The sequence below is a fragment of the Rhodopirellula maiorica SM1 genome, assembly GCF_000346295.1.
Classification (GTDB): domain Bacteria; phylum Planctomycetota; class Planctomycetia; order Pirellulales; family Pirellulaceae; genus Novipirellula; species Novipirellula maiorica.
The window spans coordinates 1-22,089 of the sequence record NZ_ANOG01000175.1; the positions used below are offsets into that span (position 1 = coordinate 1).

Annotated in this window: 15 protein-coding genes; 7 read left to right on the forward strand and 8 right to left on the reverse strand. The window is 56.0% G+C overall.

Annotated features, from left to right (window positions below):
• Positions 1-2,143 (reverse strand): excinuclease ABC subunit UvrA (locus tag RMSM_RS05290; protein WP_052031497.1); only part of this gene is annotated, 2,143 nt, incomplete at its 3' end.
• The gene (locus RMSM_RS05295) at positions 2,140-3,093 is read right to left on the reverse strand and encodes an amidohydrolase family protein (protein ID WP_008692644.1); all 954 of its coding nucleotides are present in this window, start codon (positions 3,091-3,093) and stop codon (positions 2,140-2,142) included. The genes RMSM_RS05295 and RMSM_RS05290, both read right to left, overlap by 4 nt.
• A gap of 356 nt (positions 3,094-3,449) precedes the next feature.
• On the opposite strand from RMSM_RS05295, the gene dgt reads away from it, so the two are divergent.
• Both dgt and RMSM_RS41975 read left to right on the forward strand, forming a co-directional pair.
• Positions 3,450-4,592 carry a dGTP triphosphohydrolase gene (dgt, locus tag RMSM_RS05300; protein ID WP_040764224.1) on the forward strand — a complete coding sequence of 381 codons (1,143 nt, stop codon included), beginning with the start codon at positions 3,450-3,452 and terminating at the stop codon, positions 4,590-4,592.
• A gap of 461 nt (positions 4,593-5,053) precedes the next feature.
• Positions 5,054-6,463, forward strand: a complete 1,410-nt coding sequence (locus RMSM_RS41975; RefSeq protein WP_040764225.1) for a DUF6666 family protein — start codon at positions 5,054-5,056, stop codon at positions 6,461-6,463.
• Positions 6,464-6,633: 170 nt separating this feature from the next.
• Here RMSM_RS41975 and RMSM_RS05310 read toward each other — a convergent pair whose 3' ends face one another.
• On the reverse strand, positions 6,634-7,530 hold the full coding sequence (locus tag RMSM_RS05310; RefSeq protein WP_040764218.1) for an HDOD domain-containing protein: 897 nt from the start codon (positions 7,528-7,530) through the stop codon (positions 6,634-6,636).
• A 468-nt stretch (positions 7,531-7,998) separates the two neighbouring features.
• Here RMSM_RS05310 and RMSM_RS05315 point away from each other — a divergent pair, with 468 nt between their 5' ends.
• Positions 7,999-8,478, forward strand: a complete 480-nt coding sequence (locus tag RMSM_RS05315) for a hypothetical protein (protein WP_008692653.1) — start codon at positions 7,999-8,001, stop codon at positions 8,476-8,478.
• A 267-nt stretch (positions 8,479-8,745) separates the two neighbouring features.
• Here the strand turns inward: RMSM_RS05315 and RMSM_RS05320 are convergent, their stop codons facing one another.
• Both RMSM_RS05320 and RMSM_RS05325 read right to left on the reverse strand, forming a co-directional pair.
• Positions 8,746-9,366, reverse strand: coding sequence for a hypothetical protein (locus RMSM_RS05320; RefSeq protein WP_008692655.1), 621 nt, complete (start codon positions 9,364-9,366; stop codon positions 8,746-8,748).
• A gap of 147 nt (positions 9,367-9,513) precedes the next feature.
• Positions 9,514-10,626, reverse strand: coding sequence for a hypothetical protein (locus tag RMSM_RS05325; protein ID WP_052031499.1), 1,113 nt, complete (start codon positions 10,624-10,626; stop codon positions 9,514-9,516).
• Between the two features lie 800 nt (positions 10,627-11,426).
• On the opposite strand from RMSM_RS05325, the gene RMSM_RS05330 reads away from it, so the two are divergent.
• Complete coding sequence (locus RMSM_RS05330; RefSeq protein ID WP_008692657.1) at positions 11,427-12,506, forward strand: NADH:flavin oxidoreductase/NADH oxidase; 1,080 nt, start codon at positions 11,427-11,429, stop codon at positions 12,504-12,506.
• Between the two features lie 38 nt (positions 12,507-12,544).
• Here RMSM_RS05330 and RMSM_RS40690 read toward each other — a convergent pair whose 3' ends face one another.
• On the reverse strand, positions 12,545-12,721 hold the full coding sequence (locus RMSM_RS40690) for a hypothetical protein (protein ID WP_160168233.1): 177 nt from the start codon (positions 12,719-12,721) through the stop codon (positions 12,545-12,547).
• 220 nt (positions 12,722-12,941) lie between these two features.
• On the opposite strand from RMSM_RS40690, the gene RMSM_RS05340 reads away from it, so the two are divergent.
• On the forward strand, positions 12,942-15,605 hold the full coding sequence (locus RMSM_RS05340) for a PSD1 and planctomycete cytochrome C domain-containing protein (RefSeq protein ID WP_008692661.1): 2,664 nt from the start codon (positions 12,942-12,944) through the stop codon (positions 15,603-15,605).
• A 277-nt stretch (positions 15,606-15,882) separates the two neighbouring features.
• On the opposite strand, the gene RMSM_RS05345 is transcribed toward RMSM_RS05340, so the two are convergent.
• Complete coding sequence (locus RMSM_RS05345) at positions 15,883-16,803, reverse strand: aldo/keto reductase (protein WP_008692665.1); 921 nt, start codon at positions 16,801-16,803, stop codon at positions 15,883-15,885.
• A 170-nt stretch (positions 16,804-16,973) separates the two neighbouring features.
• Positions 16,974-18,530 (reverse strand): BBP7 family outer membrane beta-barrel protein, encoded by a 1,557-nt coding sequence (locus RMSM_RS05350; RefSeq protein ID WP_081614027.1) that lies wholly within the window; start codon positions 18,528-18,530, stop codon positions 16,974-16,976.
• Positions 18,531-18,847: 317 nt separating this feature from the next.
• On the opposite strand from RMSM_RS05350, the gene RMSM_RS05355 reads away from it, so the two are divergent.
• Together RMSM_RS05355 and RMSM_RS05360 are read left to right on the forward strand one after the other, a co-directional pair.
• Positions 18,848-21,205, forward strand: coding sequence for a preprotein translocase subunit SecA (locus RMSM_RS05355; protein WP_008692668.1), 2,358 nt, complete (start codon positions 18,848-18,850; stop codon positions 21,203-21,205).
• A 398-nt stretch (positions 21,206-21,603) separates the two neighbouring features.
• Positions 21,604-22,089, forward strand: a 486-nt coding sequence (locus RMSM_RS05360; protein WP_040764220.1) for a hypothetical protein, incomplete at its 3' end; no start/stop codon positions are given.

The window sequence follows — 22,089 nt, forward strand, 5'->3', positions numbered from 1 at the left end:
CGATACTCATCGCTAACACATCGGCAACCGAGGCTCCTTTGAAACGCACTTGCAAGGTTTGCCGGTTGAACCGTTTACCACCACACCGCGTGCAAGTGACAAACAAGTCGCTGAGGAAATTCATCTCAATGCGTTCGACACCGAGACCTTTGCACAGTTCGCAGCGACCTGCGGCGGAGTTAAAACTGAAGCGACTGGAGTTGAACCCGCGAGTCTTCGCTTCTCGTGTCGCAGCAAATACTTTACGCACTTCGTCCAAGACGCTCGAATAGGTCGCCGGGCAACTGCGGGGACTGCGTCCGATGGGCGACTGATCAATCGCGATCATTTTATCGAGATACTCAACGCCGCTGATCCCCGCGTGCGGTCCCGGCGTCTCGGATTTCAGCCCCAGGAAATCGGCCACCGCGGGAGCCAGCGTGTCATTGACCAGCGAACTTTTGCCGCTGCCCGAGACTCCGCTAACACCGATGAACAAGCCAACAGGGAATTTCACCGTCACGTTTTTAAGGTTATGCGTTTGCACGTCGCGTAGCATCAGCCATTGGCCTTCGACCGGATGGCGTCGCTCCTCAGGCACAGGAACGCTTCTCGCGTTCGAGAGATACTGGCCCGTTAAACTCTTGGGATCCGCTTCGACGTCGGCGGGCGTCCCGCGACTAATGATTTTGCCACCAAGTTGACCAGCACCTTCGCCCATGTCGATCAAAACATCGGCCGACCGCATCGTCGCTTCGTCATGTTCGACCACCACAACGGTGTTGCCTTGATCACGCAAATCGGTGATACAGCGAATTAATTGATCGTGATCTGCCGGGTGCAAACCGATCGACGGTTCGTCCAAGACGTAACACACGCCGACCAATCCGCTGCCGATGCTGGTCGCCAAGCGAACACGCTGCAACTCGCCGCCGCTGAGCGAATCGGCGGATCGATCTAGTGTCAGATAAGGCACTCCGACACGTTGCAGAAAAGCCAGCCGCTTGCTGACTTCGGTCGTGATCGGTGCTGCAACCGCGGCATGCAAGGGCGAGAACGTCTTGTCGATTCCGGAAAACCAATCGGCTGCCTCAGCGAGCGGCATTCCGCAGACTTGATGGATCGCCTGACCCGCGATCGTAACGCTCAAGGCTTCTTTTCGCAGCCGACCGCCGTGACAATCAGGGCACTCTTCGGTGTGATCATCGACGGCGACACGACCGAGCCCGTCACAGGTTCGACAAGCACCATAGGGGCTATTGAAACTAAAGGTTCGCGGTTCAATCTCTTCGAAACTGGCACCACACTCGACACAGGCCATTGCGGTGCTGTAGATCGATTCATGCCAATCACCGGCATCGTCTTGGATCAACGACGAAGCCAATCCGCCACCCAAACGCAGTGCCAATAGCACGCTATCACGAAGCCGCGTATCGGCGGGGTCGCGAATCACCAGCCGGTCGATGATCGCTTCGATCGTATGATTTTTTCGAGGTGCCAACTCCGGCACCTCTTCGAGCAGATACGTTTCGCCATCGACACGTGCCCGGACCAGTCCGGCTTGCTGGATCGATTCAAATACTTCACGGTGCGCCCCTCGGCGGCCGCGGACCATCGGCGACATGACGACCAATTTGGTTCCCGCGGCGAGCGCGGCAAGCGAATCGACAATCGCATCGGGCGACTGTTTAGCGATAGCCGAGTTGCAGTGGGCACAATGCGGTACCCCGACCCGGGCGTACAACAAACGCAGATAATCATAGATCTCGCTGATCGTGGCGACCGTGCTACGTCCGTTAGTCGACCCGGGTTTCTGATCGATCGCCAACGTCGGCGCCAACCCCGCGATCGACTCCACATCGGGTCGAGGGATCTGGTCCAAAAACTGTCTCGCGTAGGCCGACAAGCTGTCGATGTATTGACGTTGGCCCTCAGCGAACAACGTGTCAAAGGCCAGCGAGCTCTTGCCGCTGCCCGACACTCCGGTGATCACGGTCAACGCGTTATGAGGAATCTCGACGTCAATGTTTTGCAGATTGTGTTCGCGCGCTCCCCGAATCCAAATGGCATCATGCGATACCGTCCGTTTGGATTTTGACGAAGTTTTAGGCGACCGCTTGGACCGGCGTGCCGAGCGTTTTCGTGTAGTAGGTTTTGTTTTCAAGGACGACGCTCAATCCACTTGTAGGCCCGTTTAGCATTTCCGGCAAAAAAGTTCCGTGTGGCAGTTTCGCCTTTTTGCATCGCGTACTGCATCACAATCTTTTGCAAGACCGCGTAATCCGCTGCTCGCTCACTAACCGGCCAATTGCTGCCGTAGATCACACGTTCCTCACCAAACGCATTCCAAACGACATCAATGTATGGCCGGTAGAACGACAGATCGCTGGGGACCGGTTGCCCGCCACGCGCCGCTCCTTCGACCAGCCCCGAAATCTTGCAATACACATTGGGATACTGAGCAGCATCTTTGATACCGTCAACCCAGCCGCTCGGAGGGGCATCCGCAGTGATCGCGACGTTGGCCACGTGGTTGATCACGATTCGCAACTCGGGCATTTCGCCGGCTAATTGGGAAATCGCCGCAAGCGAATCGAGTCCCCCGTTCACATCAAGCGACAGATCATGCTTTGCCAGCACCGCCAATTTGCCAGAGGTCTCGTTTTGCAACATCTGATCGAGCAGCTTGGCGGAAATCCGAATCCCGCGGAATAATGGATTGGCGGCAAATCGCTCAACTTGCTCTTCAAAATCGGCAGCCCTCGGGTCCAAACGTCCCACAATGCCGACGATGAACGGATCGTCTTTGGCGAGTTCCAATAGCCAAGCGTTGTCTTCGATCCACTCGCTTGCTTCGACGATCACTGTCCCATCGATCGGCCGCTCGGTCTTCAAGGCACGCAAATGTTGCGGCAAAACGGTTCGGTACAGCGACGAATTCTTGTTTGGCCACGGCACACCCTGCGGACGCGACGGGTCATAGAAATGAGTGTGACAATCGATGATCTGCAGATCTGTAATCGAGTCGGACGGAATTGCATCGGTCTGCTGAGCGTCGAGCGAGTGAGTGCACAACCCAAGAGCCAACAGATTGAGTGCGAGAAACCATTTCATGAGCATGCGAAGACCGAGGTTTACTGTTTTTTTAGAGCGAAATACCGGATCCGCCCCCAACGTACTGCAGGATAACCTAAAGATATTTGTCGAGTGGTCGATCACGCCTCAGGCGACTAAGATTCGGCTCCCCAAGACTCGACCCACCGGAAAAATCAGGTACGCAGTGCAGATTACGCCGCAGAATTTTACGAACTTGTTTGACATTATTGGAATCGGTCTAGCCCATGGTACAATCCCCCGCAGTTTCGCAGTTTGCCCCCGACGTTTCGCGGTTGGACGACGCACCTATAGAATCGATCCGAGCAATGTTGCAGCGGATCTCCGCATTGGGCGAATTGGAACGGAGACATCCCGTGAACGGGCTTAGGCTGTACGACCAAAGCGAACATCTGTTATTGGCAAGCTATGCGATGCACAGCGCTGATACCGAGGGGCGGCTGCATCCCGAGCCCACGCATCCCTATCGTGGCCCCTATGCTCGCGATCGCGATCGAATTTTGCACAGCAGTGCGTTTCGACGCTTGAGTGGCAAGATGCAGGTTTTTACCGGCGAAATGGGGATCTATCACCGCACTCGGCTGACTCACACGTTCGAGGTCGCATCGGTTGCCCGCACGATGGCTCGCGTGCTGCGGTTGAACGAGGATTTGACCGAGGCACTGGCGCTGATGCACGACATCGGGCATCCACCGTTTGGTCATTGCGGCGAAGATGTGCTAAGCGAACACATGGCATCGGTCGGTGGTTTTTCACATAACGAATTTGCCTTGGTCATCGTCAGCGAACTCGAACAACGGTACGTGGAATTCACAGGACTGAATTTGTCGCGAGAAACCTTGGCCGGACAAGACGTGCGTGCTCACAAGGCCGAGGCGGCCGTGGGACGAGCCCCACTGCTGGAAGTGCAATTGGTCGATGCAGCCGACTCGATCGCTTATGACGCTCATGACGTCGACGACGCGTTGCAAATGGGATTGCTATCGATCGACGAACTCGCGGAGCTTGCGATCGTGCGGCGAGCCCTCGATTTGATTCGCGATAAACGAGGCTTCATGCCCATCCATCAATTGCGTCAATCGCTGGTCCACGAACTAATCGATCTGCAGGTCAGCGAACTGCTGGAGGTGTCGAGCGAAATGCTGCGACAATACGAGGGGCATCACCACGACGACATCTGTGACTCAGGAGTCCGGTTGCATCACGGCCCAACGCTCCGCAGCGAACGTCGCGAATTGGAAGCATTTCTGTTTAACGCCGTGTACCGCCACCCTCGTTTGATTCCGGTGCGTGATTCGGCGGCAAAACGGCTGAGCGAGCTGTTCAACATACTGGTCAAGGACCCGAATCGGCTGCCGCTGCGATTCCGTCAACGCCAGCAAGACCATCCGCTCGAAAAGATCGTCGGTGAGTATCTGGCGGGTATGACCGACGCCTTCTGCGACCAACAACATCAATATGCCACGGGGAACTCTCGAGGCCCCCTCGCCGACTGGTAGGCAGGTAAGAATCGTTGGCCGAAATCCCGTTAGCCGCTCGGGCGATAGCCCCGGTTAAATGTTGGAACCGTGGCTAGCAGGCGATTGATTTAGTCGAAATGCAAATCGCATTGGTGAGCCGAGGGCCGTAAGGCACCGGGTAATGCGTGGGACCCGGCCGCTGACGCGCGAGCGGCTCACTAAATCAGCAGGCCGCTCGCGCCAAAGCGGCTAATTTGCCGAAAGCCTCCTGCCTAGCAGTTACGGATCAGAGAAAAGATACCGGTTAGAGAAAGTTTTCTCATTGTGGCGGTCATGCCGTGCCGATGAAGAAAACTGGAGTCCCGGTGAGTGCTCTCGCAATCACGTTACGTCGATTGCTTGCATTTACCAGAACGTCCGTCTTCGCACGACTTTTCTCAAAAGTAGCTGTTATGAAAACGTCACCGATCTCACGGTCTTTGCTAGCAACCCCGAAAACATTGTTAACTGCGATTATCGCGGTCGCGTTTGCGTTTTGGGTTGCAAACGATTTTGGTTTTCTTTCGCAGGTCTCCGGAGCCGAGAATCAGCTTCGCACGTCCACGGCTGGTCCCTCGATGGAACAGACGCGGGTGATGTGGCAACCCAAGCGATCGGCAGCGCCGAAGCGACGATCGTTGGTATCTCAAGCGGCCCGCGGCAACGTGATTGACGAGATGCCGTCCGAACCGTTGGTGGACGATCAAGTTCGCCAAGTCGGGTTCTACGGTGCCGGCTGTACGAACTGCGGTCCCGTTTGCGACTGTGGTGGCGAAGTCAGCTGTGGGGTCGAACCCGGTTGTGGTTTTGAGCCCGGCTGCGGCTTCGAAGTCGGATGTGGCGCCGAATATGGTGATCCCGGTTGTGGTGTGGAAGCTTGCCCTAGCTGCCATGGCGAACCGGTGTGCGGGATGGAATCGATCGGTTATCACGACGCAAGCTGTGGACTCGAATCGATCGGCGGCGACTATTGCGACAGCTGCGGAGGCGGCGGGTGCGATTCGTGCTGTGGCGTGCAAACGTATCCCTTGTTCTTGCCGCTGTTGCGAGTCAATTGGCATCGCTTCGACTTTTTCGCCGGTGTCCAAGGATTTAAGGGGCCGATGAGTTTTGCCAACACCGATGGCAGCAACGGCAATAGCCGCGTTGGATCGGGAAGTTTTGGTTTCTACGAAGGCTTCAACGAAGGTCGTTCGCTGAAACCATTGTTTGGTTGGGACATGTCGTTGCAACTCGGTGTGCGAGCGACACAGAACAATTTGTCGGGCGCCGAATTCACCAGCGACCGACGTCACCAAGTGTTTGTCACGGGCGGATTTTTCCGACGCGTTGACTATGGCTTGCAATACGGATTGGTGGTCGACTACATGAACGACGACTGGTATTACCAAGCTGATTTGACGCAATTACGTGGTGAATTGAGCTGGAAAGAAAACGGTTGTCACGTCTACGGATTCCAGTTCATGGCCGGTCTTGGCGACGACAGCTCCTCGACATTGGTCCGCAACGCATCGGGAGCCACTGTGATTTCCAGCCTCGACTTCGAACCCACGGACCAATACCGATTCTTCTACCGCCGCTTGCTGAACAATGCAGGATCGTGGGACGCATTCGCCGGATGGACCAATCATGATGACGGCATTATCGGAACCACGATGACACTGCCGCTTCGCCAAAAGTTGGCATTGTCGACCGGGGCAACCTACTTGATTCCAAACGAAGGTACCAACAGCGGCGGGCACCAAGAAGAATCATGGAACATCGCCATCGGATTGGTTTACCGTCCAGGCGGTCCACGCGGAGCAGGCCGTTACAGTCGCCCGTTGTTTGACGTCGCCGACAATGGCACGTTCATGGTGGACCGCAAGTAAACGAATTGCGTCACCGCCGCAGGCGTAGAACATTGCGGTAGGCCGGAACGAAGCGAAGCGGAGTTCCGGCAGGACGGTTCGAGCGAATTCACCCTCACGCTCGCAGCTGCCGGATCTGCGTCGCTATCGCGACTTGATCCGGCCTACATCGCTTCCGCAGGATTGACCGCTTATTCGGCCAAATAGCCGGATAGCGTTCGTTTGGGAGTTGGCAGCTTCAACAGCGGAGCGAACGACGCGGTGTTCTCATCGACATCGATAAACAAATCTGCCAGGCTTGCTTGATCGCCTTGGGTCAATCGCTCGTAGCCAGCAACAAACTCCGCCTTCTCGTTCCAATCTTCGTCACTGCATGATGGCAGCAGCGATGCCAAGGCAACACAGGCTCCGCCGCGAGCCGATTCGCCTTCAGCCAGCAGCGATTCGAGCTGAGTGTGCTGCGCGATGAGGGTTACAAAATCCGTAGGCAGACTCCATCGATTCGCTAACAATGCGGCGGCATCGGCATGGTCCCAGCCAAACATCTCTTGCTCGAGTCCGCTCAAACGTCGACTCTCGGCCGCACGTCGCTCGACGAGCGATTGGTATTGTTCAGGCAATTCCTTTAACAACAACGGAATCGCCATGTCTTGCAGCAGGGCACCGGCGAATAGGTCTTCGGCGTTATCGACTTTCAGCGTACGTCCCAGTTTGCGTGCCAAGATCGCACGTCGCAGTGAATCCTGCCAAAGCGATTTCAAGTCAAATGGACCAAATTTGGGATTTGGAATCACACTGAAAACGGCATTCCAAAGTGCAAAGTTAGTGATCGCACGCGTTCCCACGAGTGTCAACGCTTGTTGCACGCTCATGATCTCGCGACTGAAACCAAAGTAGGACGAATTCACGAACTTCAGAACTTGGCCCATCAGCCCTGGATCGGCCTCGATCGGCTTGGCAAACTCGGGCGGCCCCACGTCATCTCGCTGCGACAACTGCAGCAACGCAATTGCGCTGTGCGGCAACGCAGGCAATACGTCCGAGTGAAAGACATCTTCGAGAGCGGTGGTATTGATGACGGTCGACATGATTTTTTTGTGGGCTTTGGACCTAGGAATATTTTCGTCGGGTAATTTTCTGCGAGCAGCAAACAGCAAGATTTGCCTCTGAAACCTAGGCCAAGAAACGCCGGAGGGCAACGTTTTTATCGGGCTACAACCAAGCAACCAATGCGTAGGACGAAAAACCGTTACATTCGTTACGAGCCGCGACTCCAACGCATCGCGTTGACATCCGCCGCAGCGGTCAAGCGTAAATCGTCTCTGCCGCATTGTCTCGGCTCGCATCGGTTTGCCATTCATGACCGCACCCGTGATTTCCCAAGGCAACCTGCGTTGCGTTTGGGCATCCTGCGTTGCTGAGAAACCACCGGCCGCCCCATTGCACTCCACACGCCTCGCACGAACACAACTCGTTTACACAAAACGACTTACGTTAACAAGCCGACGTTTTTGACGGAGGATTGGTTCGCTTTGTGCAACGTTGCTTTCTTCCCTATGAGCAACCTTGAATTCAACAAGAACGACGTCCGACTGCTGAAGCATTGTTTGTGGATCAATGCCAAGTGTGTCATCTTGATCGTGGTGTTTGTGATCGCGTTACGATGGGCTCACGACGGTCCCCACCACTGGTTTGCGATGCCACCCGCCACGGCGACCACTGCGGTGGCTACGACGTCGGATGTGACATCCAAGTTGACATCGCCGGAGAGTCGGCAACCGAACCCGATCCCGCCGACCGGTTGGCGCCGGACCAATCGTGGCTGGGAACATACATCGTCATGGCCGCAAACCAGCGGGCAGGGCCAATCGCATTCAATTAGTGAATTGATCGCGATGCAAGAGTCACGCGAACCGAAATGGTTCAACACGGTGCTTGGCCGTGTTAGTGGGATTCCGCCACTGATGATCGCGGTACTTCAAATCACGATGATCGCGGTGATCTTCAATATGGCAAAACCGAAAGCACGCGTCTAAGGCCCCGTGTCCATCTACTTTGGTAGCGGTACGGCGCGAGCCCAATGCTATCTACTTTGGCAACCACTGGAGATGCTCAAGTAGTGGGATTCGCCAGAATTCCCATCTTTGCTGTTGAAATACCAGGAACTCTGGCGAGTCCCACTACGAAAGTAGTTGGCATTGGGCGCAAGCCGTCCGGTTGCAGCGGGGAACACGTTCGATTTCGACCGGGCGGCTCGCGCCGCACCGCTAAAAAACACCGCCCTGTACTCGATTGGCCCGCGTTCAATTCGACGGTGCTTTTTCGACCGTCGCGACCTTTGCGTGTTGTGCAAACGTGCGGGCGGACAGATGAGTCGCATCGCCGTTGACGGCCACCACATAGCCACCCGAGCCCGCAACGGCGGCTTCGAAGCCGAGGATGGCGGTGGGATCGACCGCAGGATCGGTAAACAACACCGCGTCATACAACATCATCATGTCGCCTTCGGTAAGCCGCCGATACGCTTCCGTGGTAATGTCAGTCGGACCGTCTGCGGATGGCGTCGTCGCGGGATCTTGCTCGGGTGTCATGCTCGCTTTGATAAACGCAGCGAACTCGGTGACATCTTCGGGCGACTTTCCGTGCTCGGTTTGGAAGTCGCGATATTGCGATGCCAACTCGCTCAAACAACCTCGTTTCAGCAGAATCTCTTTGGCTGCCGAATCGTCACTACAACCGCCAATCGCAAAACCGACGAGCGTCGTGACCAAGCACAACACGATTGCCAAACGGCGATTGCCAACCGTACATGTTCCGGTTTCACCCGACGCTGCTCCGCGGATGGGTTCACCAACAACCCCGTCTTGGATATCCGCCGAACCAGCTTGGAATAGCAATTCGTTAACAAGGGAATAGATTCGCATCGATGAAACGGCCTCGGTTAAAGAGAGAATGTGAAAGTTAGCGACGACGATATGCCGAGTCGCGACAAACGAAAAGCAGCGAAAACTGGTGGCAAAAAAATAGCCCGGCCAGCCCCAACGCTGCCCGGGCTACCGTGAGCCGCTTGTTTATGATTTCAGCAAAATGCCAATCGCAACGAGGTAGCGTTCGATCGTTTCGGCATCGGTTTGTTCCCATTTCGCCGATTTGTGCCGCAGCACGGCGAGCTTCAATGATTCAATGGCATCGGCCAAATCATCCGGAAGCTCGGGCAGCCCGGCAAACGGTTGACTCGTCGAAGGCGTCTCGACCGCGGACTCTGATTTCGCTTCGGCTTCGGCCATCGGCGGATTTGCTTTGGACGCGTCTACCGCCGAGAACTCTTCCTCTTCACCAAAATCGGGGCCTTCGGGGCGTGGTCCGGTGGCAACTTCACCACTGCTCTCTTCATCAAAATCTTTGGTACGCCCACCGCCTTGTGCGGGCAACACCACGTCTTCGTCGGTGTCGACTTCGACAATTTGGCTGTTGGTGGGTCGTTGCGACTCGACCGCTCCGGTAGCTTCCCAGCGTTTTTCCCGCATTTGGGAAACGCTCCAAGATTCCTGCACCGCACCTTCGAGCCAGAGCGGGGCGTCGTCCCAATCGAGCGCCGCCAAGAAATGGCTCCAGTACAGTTTGTCGTAGGTTGCGCGAGTCGATCCAAACCGATCAAAGACGCGGCGCAAACGTCCGACGTGCGGTGCGGTCACACCGCCAACACGACGCGCCCATGCTTCGTCCGAGTATTCAGTCGACGGTGCCCCCGATTCGATCAGTGCCAAACGCCATTGGTGGACGATTTCGCCCTTTTCCCAGTTCGTGGTGCTGATCAATTGGTTCCACTGGCCCACAAACGGCTGAGCCAATTCGGCCAAACGTGGATCGTCTTCGTCCCATGCCTGCTTGGCTTCGACGATGTCTTGTTGGTCGACATCCGATTCACTCGCCTCGCTGACCAAGACTTCGGCATCGTCAGCCGACGCAGTCGGGGTGACGTCGTCGTCGCTTGAATCGACGTCTTCGTAAGTTTCGGTTTCTACCTTGGTGCCCGTCTCGAGCTTGGTTTCGGTTTCATAACTGGCTTGGTTTTCATACGTTTCGGTCCCATTGGAATCATGTTCTTGGGAATCCGTCGCAGAAACTTCCGCCGCATCGACATCTGTTTGCACAGGAACGTCGTAAGAGTCTTCGGGGGTCATCGGCATCCGTCGCGTGAGGAGTGGGAATCAGTGCATCGAGGCTTCAGGCCGAACCATGAGCCGTGAAAAGCCAGAAAACGGGGCAGACAAAACTCGTCTCGCCACCGCACGTCTACGCTAACGAACGATGAAGCCGCTATGAAGTCGCTCGCATCAAATTCAGTCATGGCCCCGTAAAACACACGTTAGTCGTAGCGATTGCAGAAACAATGCAGTGTGGAAAAAGTGTCATGAACTCTCTCGAAAACCGTATCAAGCGAGTTTTAGCGGGTGCACGGTCTCCGTGTCCGGCCGATTTTTCGCCTGCGGAAAGGCCAAACCACCCCCACATGAGGGAACGATCCCTCGCCAACACACCCGCCAATCGGATTGACAGCGCTGCACAATCGATACAGCATGCGTTCCGTCGTCCCGCGCTGCCCGATGCCTTTAACTTCACGCCAACTAGCTGTTTGATATAGCGGAATGGCGCGAGCCCAATGCCATCTACATTCGTAGTGGGACTCGCCAGAGTTCCTGGTGTTTCAACAGCAAAGAGGGGAATTCTGGCGAATCACACTACTTGAGCATCTCCAGGTGGTTGCCAAAGTAGATGGCATTGGTCGCGGGGCCCGTCCGGTTGAGGGGAGTGAAACGTTCGGTTTAGACCGGGCGGCTTGCGCCGCACCGCTACAAACGCCACCCGTTTAGTGCCAAAGTAGATGGCAGTGGGCTGGCGCGTGCGTCCAATGATTTCCTTGACCTTTACGCTGCCTTGACCTTTACACTGCCTCGACCTTTACACAGTAACGTCTGCTGTTATGACAAAGCTTTACGAAAAACTGACGCTCAAAGATGTCACGCTGCGAAACCGCATTGCCGTGTCACCGATGTGCCAATACTCGTCGGACGATGGCTATCCAAATGATTGGCATCTTGTCCATCTTGGTTCACGAGCCATCGGCGGGGCGGGCTTGGTCGTGGTCGAAGCCACTGCGGTATCGCCCGAGGGCCGGATTAGCCCCAGCGACAGCGGGATTTATACCGATGATCACGTTGAGCCGTTTGCCAAGATTACACGGTTTCTGAAAGAACACGGGTCGGTGGCGGGCATTCAATTGGCGCACGCCGGTCGCAAAGCGAGTGCAAGCAAGCCATGGCAAGGCGACACGCATCTTGCCAATGACAAAGGAGGCTGGGATACGATCGCGCCCTCACCGATCGCCTTTGGTGACAAACTGTCCAAACAGCCCAAAGCGATGACACTTGACGACATCGAACGGGTCAAAGGCGATTTCGTGCGTGCGGCCGAACGAGCATTGGCAGCGGGATTTAACTTTTTGGAAATCCACTTTGCCCACGGCTACTTGGCGCACGAGTTCTATTCGCCGCTGTCCAACAAACGGACAGATTCCTATGGCGGTGACTTCGAAAACCGCATCCGATTTATGATGGAAACGTTTGCGGCGGTGCGTCAGGTGTGGCCCGAACGGTTACCGTTGACCGCTCGTTTGTCGGTAACCGACTGGGCCGATGGAGGCGTCACGATCGACGATTCGATCGAACTGATTCGTAAATTGAAATCTGCGGGCTTGGACCTGATCGATGTTAGCCATGGTTTTGTGACGCCCAATATCGACCACATTCCCTGGGGGCCTGGGTTCATGCTTCCGATTGCTGGTCGAATCCGCAAAGAAGCCGACATTGCGACCACGACCAGTTGGTCGATCACCGAACCGCAACAAGCCGAAGATGCACTGCAACAAAACCAAGTCGACATGGTAATGTTAGGCCGCGAAATGTTGCGTGATCCGTATTGGCCCTACCACGCCGCTGAGACGCTCGGCGCGGAGGTGTCCAGCGACATCTTGCCGGTCCAATACGCCCGAGCAGTCGATTAGGCGTTCCCGGCGGGGTCATCTGCGCCGAAGAATGCTTATCAAAAATAGCCGCTGGATTCCCGTATTTTGCGAAATGGCTGTGCTTTGCCGTTTTCGAGTGAGTCGGTCGGTTGCTGGTTTCCGCCATCGTCACGCGGTTTGTCCGCGACTATAATGATGGCTTCCCACCCCCAAGCGAGTTTCTCACCCCAAAGCTCACCTCTCACGGCACTCACTGAGATCTTCTCGCTCGCGAAGAGATTCCCGGGAGTCAAAAAGAGGCGTTTATTCGCTGAGAAACTGCGTCGAGGATCGCGAATGGATCAACGACGTTCCCCCACCTTTCGCATACGCCCACAGGCATCACGTTCGATGTTGATCGCACGCCATTTCTATCGCTCGGCACCAAGTCGTTCATCCTACTCAATCTCTATAGGCCCAATGTCGATAGGCCTGATGCGAGTCGCGATACTTCTGGTGATGTCATGCCCACCGCTCGCCGCTGGACAGCCGCCGACCGCCGACGCCCCGAAACTCAGCAGCGAAGCGGTGACGTTTTTCGAGTCAAAGATCCGTCCGCTGCTGATTGAACACTGCTACGAGTGTCATTCGCATGAAGCCGACACCGGCGAAGGCGAATTGTATGTCGATTCGCGTGCCGGGCTGAGACGTGGTGGAATTCGTGGTGCCGCGATCTCGGACACCGACCTCTCCAAAAGCCTGTTGCTTCGTGCGGTCGAGTATTCCGATGACGAGATGCAAATGCCTCCGGCGGGCAAGCTAGATGACGACGCCATTGCAAATCTTCGCAGCTGGATTGCAATGGGCGCCCCAGACCCTCGCGTGATCAAACAGGATGCGGATCTCAAGTCGTCGGTATCGCCGATGGACATCGACCCCAAATCGCATTGGGCGTTTGTCGCTCCGGTGTCACCTGGTCCACCCCATCATCATGATCCACGATCCCACGACGTGATCGACGACTTTGCCAATCAGCGAGCGACCGAACGCGGCGTGACCATCGCAGAACCCGCACCGCGGGAAACCCTGATCCGCCGCGTCTATTTTGATTTAACGGGCTTGCCGCCCAGCGAATCCGCGATTGAGCAGTTTGCGGCTTCGAAACGTCCGGATGCGTACGTGCGGCTGGTCGATTCGCTGTTGGCGTCACCCGAATATGCCGAGCGATTTTCGCGGCATTGGTTGGACGTCGCTCGCTATGCCGACACCGTGGGCTACGCGCTCGGTGGAAAAGAACGCCGATTAAAAGGCAGCGATCGTTACCGCGATTGGACGATTCATGCGTTTGGCTCGGACATGCCTTATGGCGAAATGATTTTGCATCAATTGGTCGGCGACCGCACCGACCCTGAAAACGAAGCGGGCAATCTCGACGCGATGGGTTTCTTGACCGTCGGACGCCGCTATTTAAATCCTCGCGACACGCGTGATGATCGCATCGACGTGATCACTCGCGGGTTACTTGGTTTGACAGTCAGCTGTGCTCGTTGCCACGACCACAAGTTCGACCCGATCCCGACCGCCGATTATTACGCGATGTTTGGCATTCTGAACAGCAGTAAACATCACGAAGACGGTAAAAGCCCGTTGATGATGTCGGATATCGAAAAGCCGCACGACCATCGAATACTCGTCCGCGGCCAACCGGGGAACCAAGGCGAAATCGCGCCGCGACAGTATTTCACGGCGCTGCGGGACGCCGATGCCAAACCATTTCGCGATGGCAGCGGTCGCTGGGAATTAGCCAACGAGATTGCTGCGGCCGATAATCCGCTGACCTGGCGAGTTTTTGTCAATCGAATCTGGGGGCATCTGATCGGCAAGCCGTTGGTCGAATCCACCAGCGATTTTGGAGTGCGAACGCAGCCGCCCGCGGTTGCCGAGGTGCTCGAAGAGTTGGCAGTCGATTTTTCACGCCATCAAAGTGTCAAGAAATTGGTCCGCCGCATCGTCCTTTCGCGTATCTATCGCCAATCGGTTGCTTCCACCGAGCGAAATCGCGAATTGGATCCCGATAATGAATTGTTAGCCCGCGGCAATCGTCGACGCCGTGATTTTGAATCGCTGCGAGATTCATTCTTGGCAGTCTCGGGATCGTTACAGCACACGATTGGTGGCGAGCCGGTCCAGATCACCGGACCGACGCCCGTCCCTCGGCGTACGATCTACGCGATGATCGATCGCCAGAATCTACCTGCGGTCTTTCGCACGTTTGACTTTGCTAGCCCTGATGCACACTCGCCCCTTCGCTACTTCACCACGGTGCCACAGCAATCGCTGTACTTGCTAAACGGAACTCAAACTCAGGAATTAGCCCGGCGGATCGCGAAAGAAGTCCGCCAGTCCGTCGGACGTCGCGACGCGCAAGTGAGCGAGCCCGCGATTGAGTTGGCGCAAACCCGAGCTCTGGTGCGTCGTGTGTTGTCGCGAGAACCGAGCGAAGATGAACAACGACAATTTATCGCATTCTTACAACAAGCCCCGACGCCGTTAATTGTCGCGAGCGAGCATTGGAGCTACGGCACGGCGAAACTCGATTCGGACCGCCGGGTGACCGAATTCCAACCGTTTGCGGTGTTCAAAGACAAACGTTGGCAAGCCAAAGACAAGTTCCCGGAGGATCATTCGTTTGGCTACGCGTCGTTGACCAACGGCGGAGGTCATGCGATGCGAGGCGCAGATGGCGGCGTCGTGCGGCGATGGACTGCACCGGTGGCGGGCGAAGTTACCATCACGGGAACGATCGAACATCGCGAAAAACGAGGCGACGGAGTTCAGGCCATCGTTTGGTGTGGGAATGAGCGAGTGTTGAGCGACGTTCGTCACGGCGAAAAGCGGGCATTTGGACCACTGAAGTCCCGCATCGAAAAGGGAGAAACCATTGATCTCGTCATCAACCGTGGTGACTCCGACAGCTTTGATTCGTTCGTGTGGCGAGCCACGATCGAGTTGGTGACCGAAAGCGGGCAATCCTATCAAACGGATTCCGCTGAAGACTTCAGCGGCCCCGGTGGACGCAATACATCACGACCGCTCGATCGACTCGAGCAATTGGCGCAAGTGTTGATGATGAGTAACGAGTTCGCGTTCGTGGATTAGCGTTTTTCGTCCCACGGACAAGACGCTCGTCGAGAGATCTTTGGGTTAAATTCCGTTGGCCCCGTTTGTGCCAACGCTGTGAAGCATTTTTTTGTAGCGAAACTCGCAGAGCGTTTCGGTTTTACTCGCGTGACCGAAAGTCTCTGCGATTTTCGCTACAGTTAGTCGATGTATTCGACGGACTAGGAAGTCCGTCGTACGACTGAATCAATAGGCTGCTAGCGGCAAAACGGTTAATGGACGGATAGACTTCTGTCTGGCTGCCTAGGAATCGGCCCTAAATCCCGGAAGAATCAGTCGACGCGACGATCCGGTCGATCTCCGCGACAATCTCTGTTGGCAACCGTGTGGCGGTACAGGTTTCGCGTATTTGTTCAGGCCGTCGTGCACCGACCAGTGCGGCGGTGACGCCGGGCTGCGAGACGGCCCAGCCAATCGACAACTGGGCCACGGTACGGTTCACACGTTCGCCGAGCTGCTGCATTTGATCCAAGATCTGGTGCGTTCGTTCACGAGCCTGCCCTTGAAAAATCGGGTAATTCGGCCGGCTATCGCCTTCGGCGAACACGTGGTCGCGTTTGATCTTGCCCGCCAACAAACCTTTCATCAGCGTCCAAAACACGTAGACGTCGCCACCATCGTGACTCGCTTCGGGGATCAATTGATCGAGTGAATCTCGCTGCAACAGATTCAGCGGGCACTCGATCGCATCACAGCGAACGACCGCTGCAAATTGGGCTCGTTGCGTCGGCGTCACATTGCTGACTCCGGTGCGTTTACAGAGTCCTCGTCGCTTGAGTTCGGCGATCGCAGTGGCCGACGTTTCGATTGCCACATTGGGATCAGGCGAATGCAACATCAGCACGTCAAAGTAATCAATTCCCAGTCGACGCAGTGATTCTTCGGCATCGGCCGTAAGCGATTCGGCTGACCCATCAATGATACGTTGCCGATCGTGGGACCATCGCTGGCCCACTTTTCCGATCACTTTGAAACGGTCGCGATCTTTGGCCAAAAACGGCTGCAGGATCGCATCGCTCTCGCCGTCATAGCCGTAGCTGTATGCGGTATCAAACGCGGTCACGCCCAAGTCGATCGCCGCAGCAATGGTGGCTTCCGCGTCGCTGCGGGTGACGCCCACCGTGGTGACGCCGGCGATGGGCCACAGACCAAGCACAATTGGTGTTTCATTATTCATGCATCTCATTGTGCCGAGCAGAACAGATGGCGAAAAGCGTCAATCAACGAAAAAAGGGGTGCGAAGGAAAAATCCCTCGCACCCCAAATTTGACGCTTCTAGCGAACTCCGACGCGGTGTTCCGGACTAAAACGAAGAGTCGGAGCCGCTGGGTCAATATTCAATTCAACTTAGAGGTTGATGACCACACCTAGGTCGATGCCTTGAACCCAGAGGCTCGAATCATCAAACTCGAACGCTCGTCCACCGAATGGACCACCTGTGGCGTTGGTCGTTCCGTCAAAGATCGGATCGACGACGTCGCCAGCCAAGGCCACATTGTCGAAGTACAGGAACGAGTAGCCGACGCTAAGTGCCACGTTGGGGCGGAACTGGTAAGCAAGCTTAAAGTTCGCTTCGGGGATGAAGGCGAACACGTCTCGCTCGTACGTGCCTTGGTTGTCCAAAGCCAGAGCACCACCAGGAAGCACGGCTGGGTTGCTGCCGATCGGACCGAACTGGGACGAACCCGCAATGGTGGCGGTTTGGTTCATGTTACCCAAGTGAACCTTGGTCAGCGAACGGGCGGTCCAACGACCACGACTGACCTTCATTTCGAAGCCAACTTGACCACCGTTGAAACGGTTTTCCATTTCGAACAAGTCGTTGAAATTGGTCAGGTTGCCAGTGTCACGGTTCAAGCTAGCGCTGCTCATTCGCAAAGTGTCGTCGATGCGGAAGTGGGTGTAACCGCCGATCAATTCCACCTTGCTAGTGCGGCTGCCGCCCAGATTGATGCGAGCGTAACCTTCGGCACCGAGCAAATCGAGCGAGCTTTCCGCAGCGATCGAACCAGTGAAGTTCGCACCGTTGAAGTTGTCTGCAGCGACTAGCAATGCGTCCATGCCGCCGGTATTGGTGTTAAAGTAAGGACGTCCAATCGATTGATTGCTGCCATCACCTTCGCCGTAGTACGAATCTTGGTTTTCAGCCAAAATCCAAAACCGACCGCCGAGGCCGACGTTTTTGGTGAAGTATTTACCAAAGTCACTGCGGGTACCGCCCGACAATTCGCCGTTGATGTCATTGCCAAAGACGGTCGTCGCGCCATCACCGAAGGGAGCCTCACCCGGTGCCGCAGTGGTAATCAATGCGGGCATGTCGCGGTCTTGCGTGAACCACAACAAGACTTCGGTTTGTGCCCAGGTGTCGCTTTCGCAACCGAACATCGATCCGAGCCCTAGACGGTGAAGAGCACCGCGGCGGCCACAGTCGCCACCACAGCTGCCGCCGCAACCGGCATCACATCCGCCGCTGTAACCCATGCCACAACCGGCTTGGCCACAGCTGCCACCGCAACCGCCGTCACAAGCAGCTTGATAGCCCATCGAGCTACGACGATTCTTCAAACGATGCCCATCCAAGAATGCCACCGGTTGCAGATCGTTGGCAATGGGAGCCACGTAGGCGGGCTGCGACTCATAGGAGGGCTGGGCTTCGTAATGTGCCGAGTCCTCTTCGTAAGCTTGCGCAGTCTCGTAGGCTTGCGATGATTCGTAACCATTCGCATGCGATGCCGGAGCGACTTCACTCACCTGTTGTTGGTAAGTGCTTTCGTCGGCAAAATAGGCGTCTTCGTCGTAGCCTGGAAGATCACCAACACTCGAAGCACCCTGTTGAGCAAAGCTCACGTTTGAGGCAGACAGCAACAATGCTGTTAGGGCCAAGCCTCTCAAATTCGTTTTCATAGGAAATCTCGTAACAGTCCGGGAACACTGATTGACTGGTATAAGACAATCGACTCGTTTCACCGCTATATGCAGATCGACAGGAACACTGCGAAAAGTCAACTCAAACTACCCAGCTTGGTGAATAAAGCGTGCAAAGTTTCGCTAACATCGCTGGATTACCCGTTAGAATGAATGTTTCACGCGATTCAGCGTCGTGAACAGGCAATTACATCACTTCGGAAACCAAAAAAAACTCGCAAAGAATCGCTATGTCGGCTCGTAATTCTGGATCGGAGCTGCCAATTTCAGGGTCCGCGACCCAACAAGATTCACAAGTGGCGTTTTTGACAGGCGAAAAGGTCGACGAGTTGGACGGCGTCGGCCGCGGCCAAGGGGATGAAATGGACGGCAGACAAACGGATCAAGAAATGGACAGCAAGCAGACCCACGCGGCATCCGCAGCGGATCCGGCAACCAACGACGCTACATCCCACAACACCCCAGGATCCCACAACACCCCAGGATCCCACGACAACCCAGGACACGGGGAAATCACGCACCACAACCCAGTCGCATCGACGCCGCAATCGATGGACGTTTCGCTCAGCGAACCCCACCCGCCGCTACAAGGCGATTCACCGCCGCAAGGGGAACCGCTGCAGGGGGAATTGTCCGACGCGGCGCCACCGCATCCGGCCCCCGAACCCGAGCGTAAACCTGCCACCAGTGCACGCCACATCGGCGGCACTCACAAAGCCCTCTCACCCTACTCAAAACAAGGGCTTAGCCCCCGCATGATGCGGTGGCGTCGCAAATTGGCTCAGATCAATGCACTTGAGCCGATTTTGCAAGCCGAAGACGACCTCTCGCTGCGAAAACGATCGCTTGCACTGCGGTATCGAGCGATGGCGGGCGAAAAGCTTTCCGTGTTGTTGCCCGAAGGTTATGCCCTGGTTCGCGAAGCGGGACGGCGTGCGTTGTCGATGCGGCATTACGACGTGCAAATCATCGGCGGCATCTCGCTGTTCGAAGGCTGTATCGCCGAAATGCAGACCGGAGAAGGCAAAACGTTGACCGCATCGCTGCCGCTGTACCTGCATTCGTTGACGGGAAAAGGAGCCCATCTCGCCACGGTCAATGATTACTTGGCCAAACGTGACGCCGAGTGGATGCGGCCGCTGTTCGAACTGCTCGGCGTGTCCGTCGGAATCATCCAAACGCAAGACGACCAGAAATCTCGCCGCGAATCGTATGGTTGTGCGATCACCTACGGAACAGCCAAGGAATTTGGCTTCGATTTCTTGCGAGATCGACTGTTGTTGCGAGCCCAAAATCGCTTGCAAACCGAGATGCTTGGCGACGGTGGCGGCGGTTTTTCGGGCAGCGGCGACCAAATCGTGATGCGAGGCATGCATTTCTGTTTGGTCGACGAGGCCGACAGTATCTTGATTGACGAAGCACGGACGCCGCTGATCATCGGCAGCATCGAAGACACCGTTCGCGACCAAATCGTGGAAACGTATCGGTGGGCCGCCGAAAACGCGCCGAGCTTCGAATTGGACGAACATTTCGAGATCGACGACGACACCAAACAGTACGAATTGACCGCACGGGGACGGCAAAAAGTTCGCGCCCTCCCCAAAAGCGACCTCGTTCGCACGATGGGACTGGTTGATTTGTACGAGTACATCGAACGCTCGGTGAAGGTCCATCGCGAGTTTCTGCTGAACCGGCAATACGTCGTCAAACCGAACGAAAAAGGGATCGACGAAATCGTGATCGTCGACGAGTTCACCGGCCGGCTCGCCGAAGGACGCAAATGGCGTGATGGGATCCATCAAGCAATCGAAGCCAAAGAGAACATTGAAATCAGCGTGCCCACCGGACAAGCGGCTCGCATCACGGTCCAGGACCTGTTTCTACGGTACCCGCATCTGGCCGGAATGACCGGAACCGCGGCCACCAGCGCCCGCGAATTGCGGCGAATCTATCGGACTCCGGTGATCCCCGTTCCCACCAACCGTCCGCCCAAACGGAAACGGTTGTCCGATCGTGTGTTTGGAACGATGCAAGCAAAATTCGAAGCGGTCGTCAAAGAGGTCCAAGAGGTGCATGCCCAAGGACGCCCGGTGCTGATCGGAACGCGTTCAATCGACAAAAGCATGATCGTTTCGCGTTTGCTCGAGGAGCTAGGGATCGAACACAAAGTCCTGAACGCGAACAACGTCGAAATGGAAGCCGAGATCGTTTCGGCGGCCGGCGAACGCGGCAAAGTCACTGTGGCGACCAACATGGCGGGGCGAGGTACCGACATCAAATTGGCCGACGCGATCGAAGCGATGGGCGGAATGCACGTGATTTGTACCGAACTGCATGATGCCGCGCGGATTGACCGCCAATTGATCGGCCGCTGTGGACGACAAGGCGACGAGGGATCGTATCGCCAATACTTGTCGTTGGACGACGACATCCTCAAAGGAGGACTCGGCCCGGTTCGCGCTGAGAAATTAAAGACCAAAGGGATCGCCAAACCAGGCGCGATGGACAGCTATGCCAAGCTGTTCGGAAAAGCGCAGCGGAAGGTCGAACGCAAGCATTTCCGAGACCGCATGGTGCTGATGCATCACGAAAAAGAACGCAAGAAAATGCAGCGTGAAATCGGCCAAGATCCCTATCTTGACACTCCCGATTGATCCCGCAGCCTGCTTGGCTGTTGATCCCGCAGCCTGCTTGGCTGAGGCGAAAATCAATTTTCAAAATCTTTCTCTATCGGTGTTGACAGCGGACTTCCGCAGTGACTATTCCCAACCCAAACCAAGAGACTCTTGGCGGAAATCACAGGAGGTGATTTGCTATCAAGGCAACGTAAAGTTGTCGTTGGTCATCCGCCAAAAGGATGTTGGGGTGTTAAAAGTCCTGTGAAGTTTGAATCACAGGCGGGAGTGCTGGGACCACCGGCAACAAAGCAACGTGTACAAGTACCACGCGTTTTTGTTGTGCAGGCAATCTTAACGCGACCGGTATCATTGAAGTCTCACCGCGAAGAAGGAGAGTCGCGTTGAACCGCCTCTTAAACGCAAATGGCCTCGTAATGGCACGCCGTCCTCTCGTGGGACATCGACAACCGATAGGTTTATTCACCTATGCGGTTAGTCTAGGCATTCTTTACTCACTGGCGTCGTCGACGACCGTATCGGCTCAACTGCCAATGCCGCCTGGTGCGACCCCACAGTCACCAAGCAGCCTCGCCGCCTCGGGAACCCCGAGTGCTGCGACCGAGCAACTCATTGCTCAGACTCGCGACGCGATGAGTCGTAAAGACTATCGCAACGCAGTCGAGCTATTCCGGCATTCGGTCGCCTCGGTGGCCCGATCGCCTCAAATGGCAGCTCAAGTCGAAAAGCTTCGTGGCGAACTGCTCGCCGTCGGCTTTGATCGCGAATTGCTGTCGATGCCGCCAACCACGCCGCTGCCCTCTGCCGCACAAGGAACCAGTCTGGCTGGCGACCCGCCGTCGATGCAACGATTGCCGAGCGTCACCGATGCTCAGCCAATCGCAGGCACGTCGAACCTCGCC

Bases quoted from the DNA above. Each gene is read 5' to 3' on its own strand.
- RMSM_RS05295 (WP_008692644.1), bottom strand. From the start codon at position 3,093: ATGAAATGGTTTCTCGCACTCAATCTGTTGGCTCTTGGGTTGTGCACT.
- RMSM_RS05310 (WP_040764218.1), bottom strand. From the start codon at position 7,530: ATGTCGACCGTCATCAATACCACCGCTCTCGAAGATGTCTTTCACTCG.
- RMSM_RS05315 (WP_008692653.1), top strand. From the start codon at position 7,999: ATGAGCAACCTTGAATTCAACAAGAACGACGTCCGACTGCTGAAGCAT.
- RMSM_RS05320 (WP_008692655.1), bottom strand. From the start codon at position 9,366: ATGCGAATCTATTCCCTTGTTAACGAATTGCTATTCCAAGCTGGTTCG.
- RMSM_RS05325 (WP_052031499.1), bottom strand. From the start codon at position 10,626: ATGACCCCCGAAGACTCTTACGACGTTCCTGTGCAAACAGATGTCGAT.
- RMSM_RS05330 (WP_008692657.1), top strand. From the start codon at position 11,427: ATGACAAAGCTTTACGAAAAACTGACGCTCAAAGATGTCACGCTGCGA.
- RMSM_RS05340 (WP_008692661.1), top strand. From the start codon at position 12,942: ATGCGAGTCGCGATACTTCTGGTGATGTCATGCCCACCGCTCGCCGCT.
- RMSM_RS05345 (WP_008692665.1), bottom strand. From the start codon at position 16,803: ATGAATAATGAAACACCAATTGTGCTTGGTCTGTGGCCCATCGCCGGC.
- RMSM_RS05350 (WP_081614027.1), bottom strand. From the start codon at position 18,530: ATGAAAACGAATTTGAGAGGCTTGGCCCTAACAGCATTGTTGCTGTCT.